At 70.7% G+C, this 24,750-nt stretch carries 18 protein-coding genes and 1 pseudogene; 3 read left to right on the top strand and 16 right to left on the bottom strand.

What is annotated here, in order from left to right:
* Positions 1-1,176, bottom strand: coding sequence for a plasmid partitioning protein RepA (gene repA, locus ACFFU4_RS16250; protein ID WP_377070895.1), 1,176 nt, complete (start codon positions 1,174-1,176; stop codon positions 1-3).
* Between the two features lie 285 nt (positions 1,177-1,461).
* A complete protein-coding gene (locus ACFFU4_RS16245; protein ID WP_377070894.1) occupies positions 1,462-2,784 on the bottom strand; it encodes a type VI secretion system protein TssA in 1,323 nt (440 codons plus the stop codon).
* A gap of 218 nt (positions 2,785-3,002) precedes the next feature.
* Here ACFFU4_RS16245 and ACFFU4_RS16240 point away from each other — a divergent pair, with 218 nt between their 5' ends.
* From ACFFU4_RS16240 to ACFFU4_RS16230, 3 genes are all read left to right on the top strand, one after another.
* Positions 3,003-4,811, top strand: a complete 1,809-nt coding sequence (locus ACFFU4_RS16240) for a caspase family protein (protein ID WP_377070893.1) — start codon at positions 3,003-3,005, stop codon at positions 4,809-4,811.
* A complete protein-coding gene (locus ACFFU4_RS16235) occupies positions 4,808-6,799 on the top strand; it encodes a hypothetical protein (RefSeq protein ID WP_377070892.1) in 1,992 nt (663 codons plus the stop codon). The genes ACFFU4_RS16240 and ACFFU4_RS16235 overlap by 4 nt, the downstream gene beginning before the upstream one ends.
* Positions 6,800-7,129: 330 nt before the next feature.
* A complete protein-coding gene (locus ACFFU4_RS16230) occupies positions 7,130-7,609 on the top strand; it encodes a hypothetical protein (RefSeq protein ID WP_377070891.1) in 480 nt (159 codons plus the stop codon).
* Between the two features lie 16 nt (positions 7,610-7,625).
* On the opposite strand, the gene ACFFU4_RS16225 is transcribed toward ACFFU4_RS16230, so the two are convergent.
* From ACFFU4_RS16225 to ACFFU4_RS16160, 14 genes and pseudogenes are all read right to left on the bottom strand, one after another.
* Complete coding sequence (locus ACFFU4_RS16225; RefSeq protein WP_377070890.1) at positions 7,626-7,871, bottom strand: hypothetical protein; 246 nt, start codon at positions 7,869-7,871, stop codon at positions 7,626-7,628.
* A gap of 139 nt (positions 7,872-8,010) precedes the next feature.
* Positions 8,011-10,776, bottom strand: coding sequence for a type VI secretion system ATPase TssH (tssH, locus tag ACFFU4_RS16220; RefSeq protein ID WP_377070889.1), 2,766 nt, complete (start codon positions 10,774-10,776; stop codon positions 8,011-8,013).
* Positions 10,773-11,828 carry a type VI secretion system baseplate subunit TssG gene (gene tssG, locus ACFFU4_RS16215; RefSeq protein ID WP_377070888.1) on the bottom strand — a complete coding sequence of 352 codons (1,056 nt, stop codon included), beginning with the start codon at positions 11,826-11,828 and terminating at the stop codon, positions 10,773-10,775. The genes tssH and tssG overlap by 4 nt, the downstream gene beginning before the upstream one ends.
* Entirely contained in the window at positions 11,825-13,798 is a 1,974-nt protein-coding gene (gene tssF / locus ACFFU4_RS16210) for a type VI secretion system baseplate subunit TssF (protein ID WP_377070887.1), read from the bottom strand. The genes tssG and tssF overlap by 4 nt, the downstream gene beginning before the upstream one ends.
* A gap of 7 nt (positions 13,799-13,805) precedes the next feature.
* Positions 13,806-14,420: a type VI secretion system baseplate subunit TssE gene (locus tag ACFFU4_RS16205; RefSeq protein ID WP_377070885.1), complete on the bottom strand. Its 615-nt coding sequence runs from the start codon at positions 14,418-14,420 to the stop codon at positions 13,806-13,808.
* Between the two features lie 130 nt (positions 14,421-14,550).
* Complete coding sequence (locus ACFFU4_RS16200; RefSeq protein WP_377070884.1) at positions 14,551-15,045, bottom strand: Hcp family type VI secretion system effector; 495 nt, start codon at positions 15,043-15,045, stop codon at positions 14,551-14,553.
* A 55-nt stretch (positions 15,046-15,100) separates the two neighbouring features.
* A complete protein-coding gene (gene tssC / locus ACFFU4_RS16195) occupies positions 15,101-16,582 on the bottom strand; it encodes a type VI secretion system contractile sheath large subunit (protein ID WP_377070883.1) in 1,482 nt (493 codons plus the stop codon).
* 74 nt (positions 16,583-16,656) lie between these two features.
* Positions 16,657-17,205, bottom strand: coding sequence for a type VI secretion system contractile sheath small subunit (gene tssB / locus ACFFU4_RS16190; protein WP_377070882.1), 549 nt, complete (start codon positions 17,203-17,205; stop codon positions 16,657-16,659).
* A 193-nt stretch (positions 17,206-17,398) separates the two neighbouring features.
* Positions 17,399-18,946, bottom strand: coding sequence for a hypothetical protein (locus ACFFU4_RS16185; RefSeq protein WP_377070880.1), 1,548 nt, complete (start codon positions 18,944-18,946; stop codon positions 17,399-17,401).
* Positions 18,943-19,356 carry a biopolymer transporter ExbD gene (locus tag ACFFU4_RS16180; protein WP_377070879.1) on the bottom strand — a complete coding sequence of 138 codons (414 nt, stop codon included), beginning with the start codon at positions 19,354-19,356 and terminating at the stop codon, positions 18,943-18,945. Before ACFFU4_RS16180 ends, ACFFU4_RS16185 begins: the two co-directional genes overlap by 4 nt.
* Before the next feature lie 3 nt (positions 19,357-19,359).
* Entirely contained in the window at positions 19,360-19,833 is a 474-nt protein-coding gene (locus ACFFU4_RS16175) for an ExbD/TolR family protein (protein WP_377070878.1), read from the bottom strand.
* 1 nt (position 19,834) lies between these two features.
* Entirely contained in the window at positions 19,835-20,485 is a 651-nt protein-coding gene (locus ACFFU4_RS16170) for a MotA/TolQ/ExbB proton channel family protein (RefSeq protein WP_377070876.1), read from the bottom strand.
* 3 nt (positions 20,486-20,488) lie between these two features.
* Entirely contained in the window at positions 20,489-20,926 is a 438-nt protein-coding gene (locus tag ACFFU4_RS16165) for a hypothetical protein (RefSeq protein ID WP_377070875.1), read from the bottom strand.
* A gap of 196 nt (positions 20,927-21,122) precedes the next feature.
* Positions 21,123-24,750, bottom strand: a pseudogene (locus ACFFU4_RS16160) (hypothetical protein); the annotation flags it as partial.

Below are 24,750 nucleotides of genomic sequence, written 5' to 3'. Positions count from 1 at the left end.
CTACCCGCGCCCCCAGGCTGCCTGGATGAGGGCCTCGATCTCGCCGTTCACGGCGTTGATGCTCTCGATCGCGCGCTCGTAGGTGGCGCGGGTGAACTGGCTCTTGTCGATCTCGTAGAGGGTCTGCTTGGTGATGCCCGCATCCGAGATGGCGGTGGACTTGAGCACCGGGTGGTTGAGCACATGCGCCCCGAAGATCGAGCGCATGAAGCTGACCATCTGGTTCTGCGGGCCGTCGCCGGGCTCGTAGCGGGTGATGACGTAGCGCATCCAGTCGTAGGACATGCTGCCGCCCGCCTCCGAGACCACGCCCAGGAGGTTGGAGGTCATCAGCAGGAACTGGCACATGCTCATCACGTCGAGCATCTGCGGATGCACCGTGACCAGCACCGCGGTCGCCGCCGACAGCGCCGACATGGTCAGAAAGCCCAGTTGCGGCGGGCAGTCGATCACCACCACGTCATAGGCCTGTTCCACCTCGGCGAGCGCCATGCCCACCCGGGTAAAGAACAGCGCGCCGTCATGCTTGGCGATGGCACGCGGCGTGTCGTGCTCGAACTCCATGATGTCGAGATTGCCGGGCACGATGTCGAGATTGGTGAAATAGCTGCGCCGGATCACCCGCGCCAGCGGCACCGGGCTGTCGTAGCGGATCGCGTCGTAGAGCGTGCCGCCGTCGAGCAGGTCGAATTCCGGCTGGAAGCCATGCAGCGCCGAAAAGCTGGCCTGCGGGTCGAGGTCGATGCCCAGCACCCGGTAGCCGTCGAGCGCCATCTTCTGCGCCAGATGCGCGGCGGTGGTGGTCTTGCCCGAGCCGCCCTTGAAATTGATCACCGTGATGACCTGCAGGTGATCGCCCGCGCGGCGGCCGGGCAGGTAGGTGCCCGGGCTCTTGGCACCCGCCTCCAGCGTCTCGCGCAGGCTCTGGATATCGGCGGTGGAATAGTAGCGCCGCCCGCCGCGGCGCACCTCGGGCGAGGGGCCCTTGCCCTCGAGGTGCAGCTTGCGCAGGTAGGCATCCTTGACCCCCACGAGGCGCGCCGCCTCGCCGGAGGTGAACTTGCGCATCTGCTTGCGGGAATCGGGCGGAAAGAGCTGCGCGCGGTGCGCCTGCAGCCGCTCGGAGAGCTTGCGCGCGTGCTCGCCGACGAGAAGGTCGATCCGCGTGCCTGTCATCGTCCCTCACCCGATGGGCATGGCCGTTAGTTACGGTTTGGCCCGATAAGATTTGTTATTAGCGTAATATATGCCGGGCGAGAGACGGAATCGCAAGAATTTCCTCACGATCTAGTGGATTCCACCGCGCCACATACAAGTCTGCGGGTGTTGCGGCCCGTTCGGGGCAGGGGAGTGTGGAACATAAAGTGAACGGGCAGGGCGCATCCGGGGCGCGCAAGGGCCACCGCGCGCGCCGGGCGAATCGGTCGGGGCGTTCATTCCGGGGCGCTCATTCCGGCGCATTCATTCCGGGGCGGGCAGGAATTCCGAGAGGATGGCGGTGAAGCTCTGGTTGAGATAGCCGCGCGCCCGGCTCAGCAGCACCGGGATCGGGCTCGATGGCTCGAAGCTGGCGTAATAGCTCTCGAGCGCGCTCATCAGCGCGCCGGCCTCCTTGCGGTTCGCCACGGCGAAATCGGCGGGATCGGCGGTGGCCTCCTCGCCGCCGCCGCCGCCGATCTCCGACAGCGCGCGCATCCGGTCCATGCCCAGCAGGAAGCCGCTCTCGCGGCCGAAATCGATGCGCGCGCGCGCCGACATCTCGGGCACCAGGATCTCCAGCGCCTCGATCAGCGGCCGCCCCACGAGCTGGCGGGCCTGGCGCACCAGGATGAGGCTTGGCGAGGACGGCTCGCGGGTGTGGAAATAGCTCTCCAGCGCCTCCAGCGCGGCGCGCGCCTGGGCCATGTCGGCGACCCGCCCGGGGGCCGCCGCCGGGGCCGCGCCCGGCGCGGCCGCATCGTCATCGCCCGCCGCCGGTGCCGCCTCGGCGGGGGGGGCGTCCTGCGCGTCCGCACCGTCGTCCGCCGCGCCGCCGCCATCGAGCTCGGGCCGGGCCTCGGCCAGCAGCCCGAGCAGCTCGTCGAGCCGCGCGTGCAGTTCCTCGAGATTGGGCCGGAAGGGCTGGCTCTCGTTGGCCAGGCAGACCGCCTCGATCCTTGCCGCCGCCTGCTTGATCCGGGTGAGGGCGGCGTGGCTGGCGGCCACCGCGTCGGCGTTTTCCGCCGCGCGCAGGGCGGCGATCATCGCCTCGGCATCGCCGGGCTGCTCGTCGGCCTGCGGGGTGCGCTCGCCGCGGCCCAGCAGGATCCCGCGCAGGCTGATGTCGCGCAGCCGCCGGTCGCGCACCAGCGGCGTGAATTCCAGCGGCATGATGACCGTGGCGCGGCTGGCCAGCAGCTCGAGCGCGTTGTTGCGGTCGATGATGTCGTCGGTGATGCGCGGGTGCACCGCGTCGGGGAACGCCTCGAGCAGCCCGGCCATCAGGTCGAGGCACTCGGCCATCGCGGCCGGGTCGCGCGCCAGCGCGCAGAACTGCGCATAGCTGGCCAGCGGCCGCAGGTCGCGCGCGCGGTCGAGGATCGCGGCCACGTTCTCCCACTCGACCCCGAGGTCGATCGTGTCGGGCGCGACGCGCGGACTGCCGTCGGACCCGAAGAAGCTCTGCGGCAGCCGCGCCTCGGCATCGAGAAGGTAGCTCTCGAAGGCGCTGTCGAAGCTCTCGTAGAGGTCGGGGCCGCAGCTATCCTCCTCGGACAGCGGCGCCAGACAATCCTGCGGGGTCATCGGGCGCGGCCCGCGCGGAGCGGAAAGGCGGGGCAGGGCGGGCAGGCGGGCATGATGCGGGAATCCGGGCGGTCGAAATGTGTCTCCCGCGACGGTAGCAGCCGCCGGACGATCTGGCAAACCCCGGCAATCGCATGCCGCGCCGCGCCGCGGCGGGGACTCGTCAGGGCGGGACAAATCCGATAGATTCGCGACAGTGCCAGAGGGATGCGCCACCGATGACCGCCCGCCACATCACCGGTTTCCGCCACTGCCGCCCGGGGGCGGCGATGCGGGCGATGATCCTTGGCGCGGCGCTGATCGCGCTCGCGCTCGGGGCGGGGGCGGCACGCGCCGAGGGGCCGCGCATGGCGCTGGTGGTGGGCAACGCCGATTACGACGCGCTGGCGGCCATGCCGCAGGCCGCGCGCGGCGCGCGCGACATCGCCGCCCTGCTCGAACGGCAGGAGTTCGAGGTGTCGCTGCTGCTCAACAGCGACCGCGCCACCTTCTCGGCGGCCTTCGACAGCTTTGCCAGCCGTGCCGCCGATGCCGGGATGGTGCTGTTCTACTTCGCCGGGCACGGCCTGCGCGCCGATGGCGTCAACCGGCTCGCCGCCATCGACCTGGTGCTCGACGATCCCGGCACGGCGGCCACGGCGGGGCTGGCGCTCGCGCCGCTCATCGACCGGCTGGCCAGCGGCACGCGCCCGGCGGTCATCGTGCTGGACGCGGCCCGCCGCTTCGACCTGGCACCGCCGGTGGCGGCGCGGGTGGCCCCCGGGCTCGGCGTGCCCGCCCCCGCCCGGGAGGCGATGGTGGTGATGGCCACGCAGCCCGGCAGCCTCGTGCCCGGCGAGACGGGGGCCGGGTTCACCCTCGAACTGGGCGACGCCCTGACCGCCCCCGGCCAGCCGCTGGAGCCGCTGTTGCAGGACCTCGCCGCCCGCGTCAGCGCGGCCAGCAACGGGCGGCAGGCCCCCTGGGTCCGCTCGAGCCTGTCGGAGCCGCTGTTCCTGCGCCCGTTCCGGCCCGACGAGGAGGATTTCGCCCGGCTCGCGGCAATGCCGGAGGCACAGCAGACGTTCCTGCTCGATATCTGGCGCGACCAGGGGGCGCGGCTCGACCCGGAGGTGATCGCCCGCCATCTCGGCGCGCCCGGGGACGGGGACGGGGACGGAGACGGGGACGGAAACCGGGCGGGCACGGATGCCGCCGCCGCCGCGCCGGAGGATGCCGGGGATACCGCCGCGCCCGCGGTGCCGCGCTTCACCTTCGACTTTATCGAAGACGAGGAGCAGGAGGCCGCGCCGCCGGCAGCGGCTGCCGCGGTCGCCGCGCCGCCCGCGCCCGTCGCCCCTGTCCGGGCGGCCCGGGCGCGCCCCGCACCCGCCGCCCCGGCAACCTCCGGGGCGGCCTTGCCGCCCCCCGAAACGCCCGCGCCCGAAACACCTGTCCCCGCAGCGGTTCCGGATACGCCCGGCGCGGTGACCGTGGCCGCGCTCACCGCGCGGGCGGCGCAGAACAGCCCGGCGGTGGCCGACACGCCGATCGCCCGCATCGGCGCGAGCCAGGACAGCCTCGTGCTTGCCTCGCTCGACCCGGGGCGCGCGCTGCGCCCCGCGCCCGGACGCGGCCAGCGGATCATCGGCGAGGACGTCACCGACCGGTTCTTCGCCCCCGATGACCTGCCCCGCGCCGTGCAGACCGAACTGGCCCGGCTCGGCTGTTACCGGGCCGGGGTGGACGGCATCTGGGGCAACGGATCGCGCGGCGCCCTGCGCGAGTACATCGCGCGCAGCGGGGCCGATCTCGACGCGCGCAACCCCACCGAGGCGGTCTGGCGCCACCTGAAGTCGGCCACCGGCACCGTCTGCCCCGCACCGGTGGCGCGCGCGCCCGAACCGGCCCCGGCCGGGGGCGGCACCGCCGCGCGCGCGCCCGAACCGGCACGCGAACCCGCCCCCGCCGCCGCCCCCGCCGCGCCCGCCGCGGGCGGCATCGCTGGTGAGCAATTGCGCGGGGCGCTGCGCGGCGCATTCCGATGAGCGACAGGCCGCGAGCGGGCGGGCCGGTCGACCCCCGCTTTGCCCAGGCCCGCGACCAGGCGCGCGCACGGCGCCGGCGCGCGGGCCTGCGCCGCGGACTCGCCGGTCTCGCCGGGCTCGCGGGCGGCGCGGCGCTGGCGGGGCTTCTGGCCGTCAGCGGGCTGATCACGATCCGCGATCTCCCGCCCCCGCCCGGCCCGGTCCCGCCGGACGACACCGCCGCGGCCCCGCGGGACGGCACCACCCCGGCCCCGCCCGAAACCGCCCCGCCGGAACAGGCCGCGGCCCCGCCGGAGCGCGCCGCCCCGCGCTTCATGGACCTGCCCGGAAGCCCCTTGCGCATCGAGGCGGGCCGCGCCACGCAATCCTCCGCGCCGCGCCGCCTGCCGCGCCCCCAGGGCGTGCCCGAAGGACGCGGACGCGGCGATATCCTGGTGATCCGCGACACGCTGATCCCGCCCGGCGAGCGGCTGGCGGTGGCGCTGCCGACAAGCCAGGAGGATTTCGCCATCTTCCAGGCGCAGCGCGGCGCGGCGGCGCGCGCGCGCGCGGCCCCGGCGGTCGCCGCACGGGCCGGTGCCGCGGCGGCGCAGCCGCGCAATGTCGCCGAGGCCCACGCCCTGATCGCCCGCGCGCGGCGGGACGGACGCCCGGTGGATATCTCCACCCTGCCGATGATCCCGCCGGAGCGCCGCCACCGGCTCTACGACGAGAGCGTCCTGCGGATCGCGCACGGCGCCCCGGTGGCCGCCGTGCTGACCCGCGAGGGGCTGCCCGGGGCAGAGGCCGAACGGGTGGCGCAGGTGGCGCGCGACCGGCTCGGCCTCGACCGGCTGGAGGCCGGGCACATCGTCGCGCTGCGCTGGCAGGCCGCGCCGCCGCGGCCGCCGCGTTTCGTGCAGGCGGCCTTTTACGAGTCCGAGCGCTATGTCGGGGCGCTTGCGCGCGGCGCGGGAGACAACCAGGACACGGTGGAGATCACCACCGGGGCCGACCCGTGGATCGCGCATGATCTCACCGCCAGGCTCGACGCGGCGGGGACGCGGCCCGCGCCGGACGCCGGTGGCGGGGCGCAGCCGCGGATCATGGACGGCATCTATGGCGCGGCGCTGCGCCAGGGGCTGCCGCCGCGGCTCGTGGGGCAGATGATCATGCTGCTCTCGGCGGCGCACAAGCTCGATACCGAGGCGCGCCCGCAGGACGCGATCACGCTGGTGATGAGCGCGGCCCCCGGCGCGGGCAGGGGAGGGGACGCACCCGCCGGCCATACGCTCGACCGGATCCTCTATATCGGCGTGGACAGCGCGACCGCCCCGATCCGCTGCTACGTCTACCGCCCCGAGCCGGAGGCCGCGCCGACCTGTTACGGCCCGCGCGACAGCCGCGCCGCGCCGCGCCGGAACAGCGGTGGAACCGGGGCCGCGCAGGCCAGCATCGGCGGCGGCGGGGCGGCGGTGGAGCAGCTCGTCAACCGGATCATCCAGGTCGAATCCGGCGGCCGCGCCGATGCCAAGAACCCGCTCTCCTCGGCCACCGGGCTGGGCCAGTTCATCGACAGCACATGGCTGCGGATGATGCGCGTCTACCGCCCCGACCTGACCGCGCAACTGTCGCGCGGCGAGCTCCTGGCGCTGCGCGAGGACCCGGAGATGTCGCGCGAAATGGTGCGCCACCTGGCCCGCGAGGGCGCGGATTTCCTGCGCGCGCGCGGCCATACCATCACCGCCGGGCGGCTGTATCTGGCGCATTTCCTCGGCATGGAGGGGGCGCATACGGCGCTGACCGCCGCGCCGGAGACCGACCTGCTGTCGCTCTACGGGGCCTCGGTGATCCGCGCCAACCCGTTCCTCGAAGGGCGCGACGCGGGCTATGTGGTGCAGTGGGCCGAGCGCAAGATGAGCGGTGCCTCGGGCCGCATCGCGGTGATCCGCGAGCCCGCCGGGCTCGACGCCTTCCGCAGCGCGGTGAATGCGATGCTGGAGGGCTGAGGCCCGGCGGGCACAGACAGAATCACTGCAAACCCTTGGTATCCTTGTTGTATTCCTGGACCGCGTTGCGGTGAATGAGACGCCGGAAGGCTGAGACGGGGCAGGCGCGGTTCGGAGCCTTAACTGAGGGAACCGCAAGACGCCCCCTTTGGAACACGATTTCTGACTTTTGCCGGTGACGGCCGCCATTGGAAATGGCGGCACGACTGCGGAGGTAGTCCTACAAGCTTGACCTGATGAGTGATTCGACCGACGATAGCCTCCATGAGGTGCTATTTGCATTTTGCATCGAGCTAGATTGTTTCGTTTGGGACAATGTGAGGGAAAATCATGGCCGTTATCACTCTTTCCGCAGCCGCTGCTATCGCCGGAATTGTTAGCCTTGTTATAGTAGTGAGCGACAAATCTCTTGATCAAATGAGTGCAGAAGAGAAATTCGAAACGCTACGCAAGGCGATGAACAAGGCTGCTGAGACCCATCCAAGAGTAGCAAAATTTAATGGTTGGTATTGTTTTTGTGATAAGCGTGATTTTGACCGAGTTGAAGTGAAAGGTGGCGTATTCAGCTTATATCCAAAGAAAATCGCAACAAATAGAAGATGCGTCTACTTTCGCCCGCGCGACGGATTTTTTTCGAATGACTGGCTGTATATGACTACGGAAAGTCCGAATGGAAGGGAGATCAAGAAAGGCCCAGACCCAATTTCGACTGATGAGTGTTGGAAGATATTCCAAGATGGCTATAAAGATTCAGATGGAACACTGGCCATGCGTCGTCGGGTTATGGAGGATACGATCCATATCACGTAAATCCGCCAACGTTGCGTCAGTCAGATAGCTTTTCAATAGCCGCATATATCTGGGCTAGAAGAATCAGGATAAGTGCCACACTCAACCCAAGAAGAAGTAGAGCAACGGAAAGCACAAGCTCGGCTCTGTTGTCTTCCAGATCCAGAACCAGACTCATCGCCAAGCTTACTGCTATCGTAAGGAAGGCAACTATGCGCGCAATCAGAATATCTTGGCGTACGCGCTTCTTGGGTCTGACTTGTTTTGGACCGTCCCCACTCATCCTTCCCTCCTAAATTTCCGGAAATCTGTGTGAATTCTTGTTAACATCGTTTCGAAGACAAAGGAAGCAATATGCTTATTTGACATCCTTGTGGTCGTCATTCGTTTCGGACATTTCGACCTCCTTTGCGGGCGTGGTATCACCCAAATTGATACGCGAACTCTTCTTCCCCCATCCCCACCTCGACGGTGGCGAACTCGGTGCCCTCCATGGTGCGGGTGAGCACGGCGCGGGAGAGATCCGGCAGGATCGTGTTGGTGATGATGTTGTCGACCATGCGGCCGCCGCTGTCGGGGTCGTTGCACTGCGCGACGATGTGGTCGATCACGGCGTCCGAATAGCTCATCCGCGCGCCATGGGCCGATTTCATCCGCGCCACGATGGCGTCGAGCTTGAGCCGCACGATACCGCCCAGCACCTCCGCCGAGAGCGGGAAATAGGGGATCGTCACGATCCGCCCCAGCAGCGCGGGCGGGAACACCCGTTGCAGGTGCGGGCGCAGCGCCTCCGACAGCGCCTCCGGTTCGGGGCGGGTCTCGCCGCGGGCGGCCATCTCCATGATCGCCTCGGTGCCGACATTCGAGGTCAGCAGGATCACCGTGTTCTTGAAGTCGATCCGCCGCCCGGTGCCGTCCTCCATCAGCCCCTTGTCGAAGACCTGGAAGAACAGCTCGTGCACGTCCGGGTGCGCCTTTTCCACCTCGTCGAGCAGCACCACCGAATAGGGCTTGCGCCGCACCGCCTCGGTCAGCCGCCCGCCCTCGCCATAGCCGACATAGCCCGGCGGCGCGCCCTTGAGGCCCGAGACGGTATGCGCCTCCTGGAACTCGGACATGTTGATGGTGATGACGTTCTGCTCGCCGCCATAGATCGCCTCGGCCAATGCCAGCGCGGTCTCGGTCTTGCCCACGCCCGAGGGGCCGCAGAGCATGAACACGCCAATGGGCTTGCCGGGATTGTCGAGCCGCGCGCGGCTGGTCTCGATGCGCTTGGCGATCTGCGTCAGGCCGTGATCCTGGCCGATCACCCGCTCGCGCAGCCGCTCGGGCAGCGACAGGATGGCGCGCAATTCGTCGGTGACCATGCGGCCCACCGGGATGCCGGTCCAGTCCGAGACCACCGAGGCGACGGCCTGCTCGTCGACATGGGCATAGATCATGCGGCGGTCCGGGTCGCCCGACTCCAGCGCGCCCACCTGCGCGGTGAGGCTGGTGCGCAGCGCCTCGGTGTCGGCGCTGTCGGCAGGCGCGTCCGCGTCCTGAGCGTCCTGAGCGTCCGGGCTCTGCCCGTCCTCGTCGGGGGCGCCATCCCCGGTCCCGCCGGTGTCCTCTGCCGCCTCTGACGCCGCCGCGGCCCCGCCGTCCCGCGCCGCCGCCAGTTTCTCGCGCAGCGCCAGGATATCGTCCACGAGGCCCTTCTCGCGGTCGTAATGCGCCTCGGCATCGGCGAGCGCCGCGGTCTGCTCCGCCAGTGCCTCGTCGATCTCGGCGAGGCGTTCCTCGTTGGTCTCGCCCAGGTCGGCCTGCGCCAGCTTGGCGGCGCGCTCGGTCTCCAGTGCGGCGATCCCGGCGCGCAGATCGGCCACCATCGCCGGTGTCGCCGACTGGCTGATCGCCACCCGCGCCGAGGCGGTATCGAGCAGCGACACCGCCTTGTCGGGCAGTTGCCGCGCCGGCAGGTAGCGCGCCGAGAGCGACACCGCCGCCACCACCGCCTCGTCGGAGATGCGCACCTTGTGGTGCGCCTCCATCGGCGCGAGAATGCCGCGCAGCATGGTGCAGGCGCGGTCGATCGAGGGCTCATCGACATTGACCGGCTGGAAGCGGCGGGTGAGCGCCGGGTCCTTTTCGAAATGCTGGCGGTATTCCGACCATGTGGTGGCGGCGACGGTGCGCAGCGTGCCGCGCGCCAGCGCCGGTTTCAGCAGGTTGGCGGCATCGCCGGTGCCCGCAGCCCCGCCCGCGCCGATCAGCGTGTGCGCCTCGTCGATAAACAGGATGATCGGCGTGGGGCTTTGCTGCACCTCGTCGATCACCGAGCGCAGGCGCTGCTCGAACTCGCCCTTCATCGAGGCCCCGGCCTGCATCAGCCCGATATCGAGCGCGTGCAGCCGCACGCCGCGCAGCGCCGGCGGCACATTGCCCGCGGCCAGCGCCTGCGCAAAGCCCTCGACCACCGCCGTCTTGCCGACGCCCGCCTCGCCGGTGAGGATCGGGTTGTTCTGGCGGCGGCGCATCAGCACGTCGATGATCTGGCGGATTTCCTCGTCGCGGCCGACGATCGGGTCCATCTTGCCGCTTTCGGCCTGCGCGGTCATGTCGATGGCAAAGCGGCCGAGCGCGGTCTGCGCGCCGGGCGCGCCCTCTTCGCCACCGCCCGCGCCGCCCGCCGCGCCGAGCCCGCTGCCATCCATCGGGCGCATGTCCTCCTCGTCCGAATCCGCCCAGACGGTGCGCGCGTCGGTCACGATCTGGTCGGCGTCGAGCGTCGCCATCAGCGGGCTGACATCGCGCAGCGCGCGCATCAGATCGCGGGTGCGCAGGATCGCCACCAGCACGTGGCCCGAGCGGATCTGCGCCTCGCCGAAGAGCAGCGTGGCGTAGTGCCAGCCGCGGTCGAGCGCATCGGTGAGCTGCGAGGAGATGCCCGGCATCTCGGTCACGTTCCTGCGGAAGCCCGATATGGTCTTGTCGATATCGGCCTGCACGCGGCCCGGGTCGATGCCGAAATGGCGCAGGGTCACGACCACGTCGCTGCGCTCGTTGGCCAGCAGGTGATGCAGCCAGTGCGCCAGCTCGACATTGCGGTTGCCCTCGCCCCGTGCGTGGCGCAGCGCCTGCATGAAGGCGTCATATCCCAGCCGGTTGAGCTTTCCGGCGACGGTTTCGAGGCTGATTTCGGTCATGTCTGTGGCTTTCTGTCGGAATTGGCGGGGGAATCGGGGGACACCGGGAACACCGCGCAGAGCCGGCGGGCGGCGTCGGTCGTGTCCTGCGTGCCGGTTGCGGGCGGCGGCAGGCTGAAGGTGGTCCAGCCCAGTTGCCCGGCCTGTCCCAGCCGCGTGGGCGGCAGCCGGTCGGCGGGCAGGGTGAGGGCGATCTCTGATTCGATGGTGGGGCCGAGATAGCTGCGCAGCACGTCGCCCAGCCGCGTGCAGTCCGCCCGCCCGGGCAGGCAGCGCTCGTATTCCTCCAGATCGCGGCAATGCAGGGTGACGCGGATCTTGTGGCTGACGCTCCAGGCGCGCGCACCGAGGCAGCAGTTGCGCCCGATCGCGGCGCGCGATCCGCCGAGGCGCGAATGGTCGTCGGGGCTGAACTCCAGCCAGCTTCCCACGCGCTCGTCGAGATCGACCGCCATCGTCATGACCTGGCGCAGGATCTGCAACAGCCGCGTGGCGCTGCGCACCCGCGCGCCCCACAGCCCCAGCACCTGCCGCCGCGCGTCGTCGGGCAGCGTGTCGCGCCCGGCAAGCCCCGGCGTGCCGTAACCGATGAGCGCGCCGGTCCAGGCGCGGAACCGGTCCTCGGCGGGGCGGCCCATCTGCACGACCGGCCGCGCATCCGCCCAGGCGCGGTAGAAAAGCTGCACGAAGCGGGTCGAGAACATGTCGGCAAAGCGCGCGAAGGCGGGATCGTCGCGCCGCGTGATCCAGTGATGCGCCTCGAGCGTGGTCGACAGCGGCAGCGGCCCCTGCGGCCCGAAAAACCCCATGAACTGCACGAAGACCTGCATCGGGTCGCCGGATTTGGCGGGGCGTTCGGCGCGCACGACATTGCAGCTCGGAAAGGCGAGGAACGGGTCCTGGCGGATCTCGACGATGTCCTCGCCGCGCCGCGCCGCCGCGCCGATGCGCGGCTTGTCGGGGTGGCTGCGCTCCAGCTCGCGCAACAGTTCGAGCACGTCCCAGCGCCACGGCGCGTCGTGCAGCCGGTCGAGGCGCGACACCCCGCTCATAGCATCGGCCCCGTGCCCGAGCGCGGCGGCCAGCGCATCATCGGACCGCGCTTGCGCCCCGCGATCACCGTCTCGGTAAAGCTGTTGATCTGCACGTAATCGGCCAGGAACCGGTCGAGCACCGCGCCCAGCAGGGCAAAGCCGGTGCCCTCGTAGGCGCGCTCGTCGAAGGTGAGCGTGACCTCGATGCCGCGCGCGGGCGAGAATCCGTCGGGGCCGCGCACCGAGCGCACCATCGGCCGGGTCCGCGCGCCCACCAGCCCCTGCACCTGCCGCTCGGTGATGCTGTCGGAGATGTCGGCAAACAGCGACAGCACGTCGCGCAGCCCCGCCGCCGGGTCGTCGGGGTGGCGGTCGCGCAGCCCCATCAGGTTGAAGCTCAGGCAGTTGATGAGCTGCCACAGCCGCGCGCCGCGCGTGGCCCCGCGCGCCGAGTGCCGGTCCTGGTCGGTGAGCGCCTCGCGCGGGGGGGTCGGCCCGGCGATGCAGACAAAGCCCACCGAGGTGTCCTCGACCAGCCGGAAATCCGCCGTGGTCTCGCCGATGGGCAGCAGCGCGGGCAGGTGGCGGTTGGTGCACAGCAGGTCGGCCTGCAGCCCCTGCACGCGCTCGGGATCGTCGATGGCGGCGGGCTCGTGCAGGCTGATAAGGGTCTCGGTGCCGATATAGTCGCCCTGCACGCCGCGCCGCAGCTCGGCGGTGTTGAGTCGCCGGGGGCGGCGGATGATGCTGTAATGCAGCGCCTCGGTGGGGCGCGAGGCATCGGCGGGCTGGCCGTAGAGCGGCCAGACCGGCTCGGGCTTGCGCTTGCCGCCATAGAGCGCGCGCACCGCCTGCACGGAATGGATCTCGTAATTCTCGTGCGGGCTGGCCAGCGGGGTGACGAGATGCTCGCGCCGCGTCTCGCCCACGCGGATACGCGCCGAGCGCTCGGAGAAGAGGTTGATCGCCGGCACCGCGTGCAGCCGCAGGGTGCGGGCGGTGACCACCGGCACGAGCGCCGGGTTTGCCTCGTCGAACTCGAACAGCAGATCGAAGGCCGGCGCCTCGACCCGCCGCAGCACGGCGCCGAGATCCGACAGCCGGAAGCCGAGGAATTTCTGCGGCAGGATGTAATGCTCGCGCAGCAGCGCGAACCCGGCGAACAGCCGGTCCTCCTCGGGGAACAGCCGCTCCTCGGGGTCAAAGCCGATCTGGCCCAGCATGTCCGGCGGCGTCGGCGCGAAACACGGGTCGCCCTGCGCGTCGAGCCAGCGCAGCGTGATCCGGGTGCAGCGGCTGAAGATCTGCTCGTAGAGGTCGTTCATCTCCGCCATCGGCCCGTGCAGATGCACCGGCAGCCGGTCCAGCCCGGCCGCCGCCAGCGCCGCCACCTGCGGCGGCGCGTCCTTGCCGGTGGGCAGATCACCATCCGCGTCGGGCGTGCCGGGGCCGGTGCGGCGCACCACCCGCATCCGCAGCCCCGCGGTGGTGGTGGGGGCGACCTCGAGCCCCAGCGCCTGCAACGGCGCCGGCGCGGCGAAATAGCTCGCCATGTCGATCTCGAGCGGCCACAGTTCCAGCGGCGCGGCGAGCCGGAACCGGCACGAGACGCGCTGTTCGCGTTCGCGGTAGGTGGCGTCGAGATAGGATCCGGCCGCAAAGCGCCGCCCCTCGGCGAGATCGGTCGCGGTGAAATCCGGCTGCGCCTGCAGCAGCGCCGTCGCCGGCACCGGCGCCAGGTATCCCGGCAGGAGCTGTTCAAGCAGCGCGGTGGTGAAGACCGGAAATTCCGCCTCGACCTTCATCCGCACGCGCGCGGCGAGGAACGCTGCGCCCTCCAGCAGCCCGGCGAGCCCGGGGTCGAGCCGGTCGCGCGTCAGCCCGCCGAGCCGGTCGGCGAGGCCGGGAAACTCGGCGGCGAAATCGGCCGCCCGCTCGTAGAGGGCGTTGAGTTCGCGTTCGTAGAGATCGAGGAATTCCTGCTGCATCGGCGATCTATCCGGGGGCGGTCCGCGCGCGCCGCCCGCCCGGGCCCGAGACCCCGTGCAGCTCCACCTTGCCCGACCCGACGTCGATTTCGGCGACGAATTCGAGCGGGATGTCCACCGGGCGGCACTTCATCTCGGCATGGGCGAAGAAGCTGATGCGCTGCTCGTTCTCCATGTCGCCGCTATGCTGCTCGACGCTGAGCGTTTCCGCCACGAGCCGGGGCTCGTGGGCGATGAGCGCCGTGCGCAGCGCCTCGCCGAGCGACAGCAGGTCGCTGGAATCGGTGGTCAGGTGGGTGAGGTCGTCGATGCCGAAATTCAGCACCGAGCGGCGGATCGCCGGGTACTCGCCGAGGTCGATCACCGAGCCGAGGTTGATGGTGTTGGCAAGATGCTCGAGGTCGATGTTGAGGTTGCGCTTGAGCAGCGATTCGTTGGTGCCGCGCTGGCGGATGGAGGCGCGCTGCGACACCACCCGCGCGCCGTCCTCTTCGTAGCGGATGTCGGGCTTGCGCGAATCCCGCGCCGCCGCGGCCTCGCGGAAGGCGTAGAGCAACGGCACCTGCAGCCTCTGGGCCTGTGGCGGCGTGGCGCCGCGGGCTTTCTGTCCCTGTCTGCGCATGGTGGTCCTCCGTGGGCGGGGCCGGGCATGGCTGCCGGAACCGGGACCACGGGGCCGGATGGCGGCCGGAGCGGGGCCCGGCGTGAGACCCCCGCGCCGGGCATAGCCCGGCGCGGGGCCGCGTGGCGGATCAGACCGGCGTGTTCTCCGCGATGTCCCAGCCGATATCGCTCGTGCCGAGCTTGCCGCCCCGCTCGTCCTGCTGGGTGTAGGAGACCTTGAACGACTTGAAGTTGAAGGTCAGGGTTTCCTGCACCCGGTCGAGCCCGTCGGTGGAGCCGCCGGTGTTGTAGGACGACACCAGGATCGTGTTCATCTCGATCTTGAGATAGTCCACCGGGCTGTCGCCGCCGGCCTTGCGCACGATCAGCTCGGCACGCGGGATGTGACGGCCCGAGGTACAGGCCTTGAGCAGGTCCGGGGTCGAGAGGTCGAGATACTTGGTGAAGGTCACGTCCGAGACGTTGACCTTGCCCGAGCCGGCACCGGGGCCCTGGTGGGTGGTGCCCGACTGGGTCATGCCCCAGTTCCAGGACAGCACGTCGATGCCGCCCTGGTCCTTGAATTCCCTGATCTGGGTCTCGCCCTTGATCCCGTCGATGACGAGGATGATGTCAACAGCCATTTGGAGTACTCCTTATTGAGATGATATTTTGGGTGGATGATGTCATGATCCCGTGTCAGTTCGACGGCAGCCGCGACACGAGGCTCATGCCGATATCCATGCCCTCGAGCTGGAAATGCGGGCGCAGCAGGAACCGGCCGTTGTAATATCCGGGGTTCTCCGGGTCCTCGACCACCTCGACCTTGGCCCCCGCGAGCGGCCGGCGCGCCTTCTCGGCCTCGGTGGCATTGGCGGGCGAGGCATGGACATATTGCGAGATCCAGTCCTGCAATTCGCGCTCGAGCTGGTCCTTCTCGCGGGTCGAGCCGATCTGGTCGCGCACCATGTGCTTGAGGTAATGGGCAAAGCGCGACACCGCGAACATGTAGGGGATGCGCGACGAGAGGTTGTCGGCCGCGGTCGCCTCGGCAGACGGAAACTTGCGCGGCTTGAACAGCGACTGCGCGCCGATGAAGGCGGCCTTGTCGCTGTTGGAGCGGTGGATCAGGCCGATCAGCCCGGCCTTGGACAGCTCCGCCTCGCGGCGGTCGCTGATCGCCGTCTCGGTGGGGCACTTGAGGTCCAGGCCGCCTTCCTCGGTCTGGAAGGTATGGGTGGGCAGGTTGATCACCTCGCCGCCCGACTGCACGCCGCGGATCTGCACCGTCCAGCCGTATTCCTTGTGGGCGCGCGAAATGTTGGCCCCCATGGCATAGGCCGCGTTCATCCAGGCGTATTTCTCGCCGGTATGGCCGTCGGTCTCCTCCTCGAAATTGAACGCCTCGACCGGCAGGCTTTCGGGGCCGTAGGGCTCGCGCGACAGCACCCGCGGCATGCACAGCGCCAGGTAGCGCGCGTTCTCACTCTCGCGCAGGCCGCGCCAGCCGGCATATTCGGGGGTCTCGAAGATGGTGCCGAGGTCGTGCGGGTTGGAAATCTCGTTCCAGCTATCCATGCCCAGCAGCGTCGGCGCGGCGGCGGCGAAGAACGGCGCATGGGCGGCAGCGGCGATCTTGCCCATGTCGCGCAGCACCCGCACATCCGAGGGCGAATGGTCGAACTGGTAATCGCCGATCAGGCAGCCGAAGGGCTCGCCGCCGAGATTGCCGAGGCCGGTCTCGTAGATCTTCTTGAAGAACGGGCTCTGGTCCCACTTGGCCCCCGGGTAGCTGCGCAATTCGCGCTCCAGCTCGGCCTTGGAGATGTTCATCACCTTGATCTTCATCGTGGCGTCGGGCTCGGAATTGTTGACGTAGTATTCCAGCCCGCGCCAGGCGCTCTCGAGTTTCTGGAACTCGGGATCGTGCAGGATCTCGTTGGTCTGCTCGGTGAGCTTGGCATCGAGCTGCGCGATCATCTCGTCGACGGTGTCGAGGATGTCCTCCCTGACCACCGACTGATCCTGGAGCGCCTGCTTCACGAGGGTCGAGACGGCGTTCTCGACTTCCGCCTCGGCATCGGGGGTGCGCGGCCGGAAGCTCTCCTTGAGGAGCTGCGAGAAATCCTCCGCCTCCGTGGTCTCGACCGCGGCGTCTTGCTGTTGACTCGTCTTTTCCATCCTGTCCTTCACTCTCTCGCTCGCGCCGGGAATGCGGCGGCATGGGGTGGTCCGGGACGGCGCACCCGCGGGGTTCAGCCGGCGCTGTCGTCCTTGTCGTCATCGGCGGACGCGCCCGATTCGGCGGTCTCTGCGGTCTTGCTCTCGAGCATCTTCATCAATTCGGGGTCGGACAAGAGCTTGCGCAGCAGATCCTGCGCGCCGGACTTGCCGTTCATGTAGCGCTGCAGGTTGGCAAGCTGTTCGCGCGCCTCGAGCAGGGTCTTGAGCGCGGGCACCTGGCGCGCGATGTGTCCGGGGTCGAAATCCTCCATGTTCCGGAAGGTCAGGTTGATGCCGAGCTTCTCGCCCTCCTCGCCGCCGAGCTTGTTGTCGACCCGGAAGCTCAGCGCCGGCTCCACGCTGGACATGTACTTGTTGAAGTTCTGCGGGTCCACGTCCGAGAAGGGCCGCTCGGCGACCTTGGGCTTGTCCTTGGCCGAGGCGTTGCCCGACAGATCGGCCATCACCCCCGCCACGAAGGGCAGCTCGACCTGCGCCGTCTCGTCATACGGATCCTGGTAGGCAATGTGCACACGGGGTGGGCGGTTGCGCTTGATGGCTTTCTGACCCGAGTCGGACATAATCGTTCCCCCTGCAAATATCCGGTATTATTGAACCCCGATGTGCCCTGTCTTGTCAAAGATTATGTCCGTCGGATCCGGGGCCGCGAGGGAATTTTGCGCCGGGCGCGCGGCCTCGTGCCGACCGTCCGCGGCGTGTCCGTGCCCGTCACGCGGGCCGCGCGGTACCACCGCCAGGCCCGGCCCGGGCACCTCATTCGAGGACGAAGGCCGCCAGCGCCAGGTCCGCCACCAGCCCGAGGCGCTCCAGTTCCTGTGCGAGATCGGCAAAGAGCGGCGCGGCCGCGGTCGGCGACGCGGCGGGCGGCAGGGTCTGCAGCGGCACCGGCGTGGCAATCGCCAGAAGCAGTTGACGCGCCTCGCCCGCGGCCCCCGCGCCGCTCATCGGGATCGAGAAATGGCTGCCATCGGGCACCGGGCGCAGGAAGCCGCCCAGGTCGTGGACCCGCCCGGCGCTGTCGATCAGCAGCAGGCTCAACGCGCCGGCGGCCCCGTGCAGCAGCGTGCCGGTGAGCGGCCGGCCCTCGCCGGCGGCGGGCCGCCACAGGTCGAGCCCGAGGCCGCGGCGCGGATCGTCCCGGCTGGCGCGCACGAAATCCACCGCCGCGCATTGCCCCCCGGCCACCGCGTGGGTGGCGAGCACCGGGCGTGTCTCGCGCCCGAAGGCACGGTCGAGCCGCGCCGCCGCGGCGGCGAGCCGCGCCGGATCGGCACCGATGGCGGCAAAGCCCGGCATCCCCTCGGGCAGCGGCAGCACCAGGTGACAGGGCGCGCCGTGCAGATCGGCCAGCACCGTGCGGATCTGTTCCAGCGCCACCGCGCCCGCGTCCCGCGCCGGGGCGGCCTGCCGGTCCGAGAGCCGCCGGTCCGGCCCGGCCCGGCGCGCGCGGCTGCGGCGCGGCGCGGGCTCGGGCGGCGGCGCAATGGCACTGCGGCTGCGCTCGGGGGTGCGCCCGGCGCGCGTCTCGGGCGCGTGTTGGGGCGCACGCTGGAGGGCGCGTTGGGGCGTACGTTGGGGCGCGGCCTGCGGCCGCACGGTGTCGCCCGGGGGGGCGGGCCGCGCGGCGTCCGTGGCGGCGCGGCGCGCGCCACCCGCACTCAGCCGCCGCACCGCCGCCGCCGCGCCCGCATCCTCCGGGGTCTCCTGCGCGACGCGGCGGGGGGCGATCTCCTGCGCGGCCTCCTGCCGGTCCTGCGTGGCCGGGGCGACGCGGCGGGGGGCGGCCTGCGTGGCCTCCTGCCGGTCCCGTGCGCCGGGGGCGACGCGGCGGGGGGCGGCCTGCGCGGCCTCCTGCCGGTCCTGTGCGCCGGGGGCGACGCGGCGCGGCGCGGGCTCGCCGGTGGCACGCGGGGCCGCGGCGGCAGGGGCGAGGCGACGGGGGGTGTCCTGCGCCCCGGCGGTCCGCCCCGGCGCGAGGGCGGCGGTTCGGGCCGGGGCCTCGGCGGCGCGGCGCGGCACGGCCTCGTCCAGCGCCGCCAGCCGGTCCCCGGGCGCGGTGTCGGCACGGCGGGCCTCGACCGGCGCGGCGCGCGCCCGACCGGCGCGCGGCGCGGTGGCGGTGACCGCGGTGATGTTGCGGATGACGACACCGCCATGCGCCGCGGCGGGGGCCTGCGGCGGCGCAGCGAGCGCCAGCACCAGCGCCGCCCCCGCCGCCACATGCAGCGACAGCGCCGCCCCGGCGGCGAGGATCCAGCCCGCCGCGCCGGGGACCGGCACCGGGGGGGCCGCGGCGCTCATTGCCCGTCCCCGTCCGGGCGCGACGGGCGCAGGGTGACCAGCCGCAGCTCGGCCCCCGCCCCGGCGAGACGCGCCGCGAGATCGAGCAGCGCGCGCGCCGGGTGGTCGCGCGACACCAGCAGGTGCACCCGCGGCAGCGTCCCCGAGGCGATCCGGTCCATGACCGCGGGCAGGGTGACGGCCACCCCGTCGAGCGCGAGCGCGCCGCCCGGCTGCGCCACCAGCAGCGGGCGCGGCAGCCCCTCGAGCGGCAGGTCCCGCGTCGAGGGCGGCACGATGGCGCGCTCGGTCTCGGCCGCCGGATCGCCTGCCACCAGGAAATAGAGCAGCAGCAGCAGCACGATATTCACCGTCGCCAGCGAGAAATCCGGGCGAAAGCGCGGGGCAGGGCGGGGCAGCAGCGGTGTCATCGCTCAGCCCCCGATCAGTTGCAGCCGGGCAAAGCCCGCGCGGCGCACCGGCTCCAGCAGGTCGGCGATATCCTGCGCGCGCGCGGCCTGCGAGACGAAGACCACGATATCGTCGATGCCCTCCGCGCGCAGCGCATCGAGCGCGCCGGGCAGCGCCGCCAGCGGGATGCGCTCGGTGCCCGCGCGCAGCGCGCCATGTTCGAGATGCCAGATGACCTGCGCGGGCGCGGCGGGCGCGGCCTGCGGCGCGGGGCGGTCGGGGGCCTCGGGCGCGGTGGCCGTGGCGCTGGCGGGCGGGCTCATGGGCAAGAGCGCATAGGGCGCAAGGCTGCTCGACAGCATGAAGAAGATGAGCAACTGAAACATGATGTCCGCCAGCGGCGTCAGCGAGAAGCCGCGCCGCCCGCGCGCGGGCCCGGCCAGCCGGCCCGCCAGCGCCCCGCCCCCGGCGGCACCGAGCGGGGCAGGCGCGGCCATCTCAGCCGCGGCCCGCCGCCGGGGCGGGCACCGCCAGCGCGCCGGGCACGGCGGCAAGCAGGCTTTCCAGCGCCGCGCGCTCGCGGGCGACGCGCGCCTCGAGCCACAGCGACAGAAAGTAGAACACGATGGCGATGGCCAGCCCCAGCGCGGTGGTGATGAGCGCCGTCCAGATGCCGCCCGCCAGCTCGGCGGGATCGGCGGCGCCGGTGCTCTGCGCCAGCCGCCCGAAGGCCTCGATCATGCCGATCACCGTGCCCAGAAGGCCCAGCATCGGGGCGGCCTGCACCACCGCCTCGATGCCGCGCATGTTGCGCTCGAGCACGGCGAGATCGTCGATTGCGCGCTGCGCCCCGCGCGCCTGCGCGGCCGCGGTGTCGCCGGGGTGGGCGGTGAGCGCGGTGAACAGCTCGCGCAGGAGCGCCGCGCGCGGCCCCGCCGCCGCCGCCACCGTGGTCAGCGCGGCACCACGCTCGCCCGCGCGCCACAATTGCATCGCCTGCTCGGCGGGGCGCGTGTCCCCGAGCCGCGCGCGGCGGAACTGCACCAGCTTGACCAGCACCAGCGTCGCGGCAAACACCGACAGCGCCGCCAGCGCGCCGAGCACCACCCAGCCCAGCGGGCTGATCTCCCCGATCGGCACTCCGGGCATGGATCAGCCGCCGAACAGGATATCGGTGCGCGACGAGGCCGACAGCGCGTCCATGCAGATGCGCGAGTCCTCCCCGGCGCTGGTGACGCAATCCTCGGCGTCGTTGAGCAGCAGCCGCGAGACCTGCCCGCAGCCGCGCCCCAGCAGGAACTGCACCACCCGCGTCTTGTCGGGTGCGAGACGGCCGAATTCGAGGATCAGCCGGTCCGAGACCGTGCCGGTCTCGTCGAACACCGCCACGTCATAGGAGGTCTGATCGAGCGCCGTGCCGGTACCGTTCTGCGCCACGAAGGTCAGCCGGCAGCCGCCCTCCACCGCCTCGGTATTGTTGAGCTCGAGCGTGAATTCCCCGGCCTCCTGCGCCGCCAGCGGCGCGGGCACGATCAGCGACAGGGCAAGCGCCCCGGCCATCAACAGGGGTCTGGTGGCGAAAGGGGTCATCCGGGGCCTCCGTGGTAATCCGCACGTCAATGATGGATTGCTACCATGGAACGCGCGTTTGGCAAACGCTGCGGGGGGAGACAGAAAAACATCGCCGGGCGCATACGCGGCACGCAGGTATCCGTATCGCCCGCTCGGGACGTCCGATCCGCCCGCCGCGGACGGAAGGGGGCGGCCGGCGGCCGCCCCCGGGCTATCAGAACTGCAGCCGCGCCTGCGCGGTCAGCGCCGCGCTGTCCACATCCTCGCCATGGCGCAGGTCGAGCCTGACCGAGGTGTTGAACTGGCGCGCGACACCGGCACCGCCGCCCTGCAGGACCTTGACGTAGTTCAGGCCGAGGCTCAGCTCGCCATAGGTTCCCAGCGGCTCCGAGCTCGACTTTGTTGTCTTCCCGTCGGGCGTCTCGAACACCGAGACCGTGTCGGAGGCGAAATCGTGATAGACGGTGCCGGTGGCGAAGTAGTTGATCGCGCTCGCCGCCTCCGGCCGCACCGTGGTCTTGGCCAGCGTCGCCCCGATGAAGCCGATCTGCACCTCGGAATCCTCGATGCGCAGCCGCGAGTCGTCCGTGGGGTCCGTGGTATCGTTCTCGAAGGCGATCGTGTCGGTCTCGGCCTCGGTCAGGGCAAAGCCCGCCGTCGGCACGAAATCGAGGCCGTTCTTCTCGTCGATCGCGAACGAATAGCTGAGCGAGCCGCTGACGGTGTAGGCGTCGGTGTCGATACTCTGGTCGGTCAGGCCGATGGGCGAGTCGAAATTCACCGGCGGCATGGTCGCTCCGGCCGCCCGGTTGCGCATGTCGTACTCGGTCTTCTCGCGCCGGACCTGCAGGTCGGCGACAAAGCCGCCGCGCGCCGCCACCACGTAGAGACCGCCATAGTACTGGTCGAAATCGCTGCTGGTGACGCTGGTCACGTTGCTGCGGTCCAGACCGCCGGTCGCCGAGTCGAAGGCGAAGACCGGCTGATCGGTGCTGCCGCTGTTGATCCCGGCAAACCCGCCAAAGCTCATGTCCCAGCCACCGAAATGGCCGTCGAAGCAGGAGAAGTCGCCGCCGATCTGGAGGCCGCCGAAACTGGCTTCGATCTCGCTGTGGAACTGGCCGAGCGCGTTGGTGACATCGGTCGATGCATCGGCACGCCCGCCGGTGCCGCGCACCCATGCGCCCTCGCCGCAGGGGTTGTCCCCGGGCAGCGCCAGCCCCGAGACGAACGGGCTCGTCGGGCGGTTGATCACCGATCCGATGATCGACTGCGTCAGGGCGATGTTGGCCGCCACGTTGATCCCGGGGTTCAGCCCGCTTTCGAGCTGGATGGTGTCGCTGCCGGTGTCGTCGACGATGCTGTAGACGATCGCCCCCGAATTGGGCAGCCCGCTCTGGGTGGTGCTGAGCGTGTTGCCGGTGCCGTAGTTGATCAGCGGGATCGGCATGCCGAGGCTGCCGCTGCTGGCACCGGTATTGGCGAAGGCCAGTTCGACGTCGCCGCTCACCGCGCCGCCGACATTGACCACGTCGCCCATGTCCGTCGCGCCCGAGAGGTCGACATCATAGGCCAGGGTGCCGCCGAACTGGGCGTCGCCGGTGATGGTGAAGCTGTCGTCGGTGGCCCCGTCCTGCTGGTCGAGCATGCCGGTGGCGGTCTGCGTGAGCGGGCCGTCCACCGTGCTGGAGCCGTCCGACACCATCATGCCGCTGTTGGTGAAGCTCTCGACGCCCGCCACCGTCGAGCTGTCGAAGGACAGCATCCCGGTGTTGGTGATCGTGTCGTTGCCGCCGGCAAAGGTCGAGGTGCCGCTCGTGTTCAGCGTCCACTCCCCGGCATTGCTGACCGTCACCGCCCCGGCATCCGCGTCGCTCGACGCGTTGCCGAAGATCTCGCCGCCCGCGAGGTTGTCGAACACCGTATCGACAAAGGCCCCGGCCGCCAGCACCTCGGAATCGGTGTGGTTGTCGGAGTCGATCGTGCCCGCGTTGGTCACCGTGATCTGGCCGCCGGGGACGCCGCCGCCTGCGGTGGCGATGCCGGTGCTGGCCGCGCCGGTGTTGCCGTCGCCCGGCGTGTTCACGCCCGAGCGCACCGTGGCGCCGGACGCGATGTCCACCGTGCCGGTGCCCTCCTCCACCCCGGCCATGATGCCGGTGGTGCCGCCATCGACCTTGTTGGTGCCCGTGACGTCCACGTCCAGCGTGCCGCTGCCGGTACCGCCGGCGGCGCCGTCGCCGGTGGTCGAGGCGTCGATGCCGATGTCCTGGCCGTCGACATTGCCGTCGCGGTTGACGGTCACGTTGCCGTCGCCACCGCTCGACGCGGCGAGGATCGCGGTGCCGAGGCTGTCGCTCACATCGCCGGTGCCGGTGACGCTGACATCGCCGCCGCCCGAGGAGGTGGCCACGATCCCCGGCGCGCCGGTGATGGTGCCATCCACATCGACGACCACGTTGCCCGAGGCCGTGGCGGCATTGATGCCGTCGTCGGTCGCGGTGCCGCTGCCGTCGGAATCGCCGGTGACGTCGCCCGCCCCGGTGATGGTGACATTGCCCGCGCCGGTGGCCTCGGCGGCGATGCCGTCCGTGGCACCGGTGACATTGCCGCCGAGGGTGACGGTGATGTCGCCGTCGACGCTGTCGGCCTCGATGCCCTCGTTGGTGACCCCCTCGACCAGCGCGCCGGTCAGGATGTCGATGACGCCCGTCCCCGAGGTCTGCACGTCGATCCCGCGGAAATTGCCGGAGATGGTGCCGTTGACCGCGGCGGTGCCGCCCGCCGTCTCGCGGCCGATCACGACGTCGCCGCCATCGCCCCGGGCCCGCAGCCCGACCGCGTTCGTGCCGGTGATGTCGCCGTTGTCGAAGACGAGGATATCGCCGCCATCGGTGTTGGCATCCACGCCGTCGCTGTCGCCGGTGATGCCGGCATTGCCGCGGAGGGTGATGGCACCGCTGTCACTCTCGGCATTGACGCCGTCGCCGCCCTGGCCGGTGATCGCGGCGTTGTCGCGGATCAGGATCGCACCGGCACCGCCGGTGCTGTCGGCCTCGATCCCGAATACGTCACCGGTGATCGCAGCGTTGTCGCGGAGGGTTATCGCGCCGCCGTTACTGTCGGCGTCGATCCCGTCGCTGGCGCCCCCGTTGCCGGTGATCACGCCGTTGCCGCGCACCGTCAGGGTGCCGCCCCCGCTCTCGGCCTCGACGCCGTCGCCGCTATTGCCGGTGATCGCGCCATTGCTCGCGATGTCGATGGTCCCACCGTTGCTGGTGGCCCCGATCCCGTCTTCGCCGCCCTCGATATCGCCGTTGGCCGTGGTGGTGCCGATATCGATCGCGCCACCCGAGGAGGTGGCGTTGATGCCGTCGCTGGCGGCGCCGCTGCCGGTGATGCCGCCGACGGTGCCGGTGCCGTCGATCGCGACGGTGCCGCTGCCCGAAGAGACCAGGATCGCGGTGCTGTTCGTGGTCGTCACCTCGTCCACGGCGCTCACCTCGATGGCCCCGCCCGAGGAGGAGAGCGCCAGACCGCCCTCGTCGTCGCCCTCGACCCGGTCGAGATCGGCCACGGTGATCGCCGCGCCGTTCGAGTCGATGTCGATGCCCGCCGCGTTGCCGACGACCGCACCGCCCGGGGCGCCCTGGATCGTCACGGCATGCCCGGCGCCGTTCGCCAGGTCGATGTCGATCCCGTCGAAATTCTGGCCCTCCACCGTCGTGCTGGCGCCGACACCGACCGTGATGTTCGCCGCGTCCGCGGTGGCCCGGACCCCGTGGCCGCCCTGGCCGGTCACGTCGGCGTCGAGCGCGATGTCGATGCTGCCGCCGGTCCCG

The sequence above is a fragment of the Roseovarius ramblicola genome, from assembly GCF_042430665.1.
Lineage (GTDB): Bacteria > Pseudomonadota > Alphaproteobacteria > Rhodobacterales > Rhodobacteraceae > Roseovarius > Roseovarius ramblicola.
This window is presented reverse-complemented; position numbering and strand designations above follow the sequence as displayed.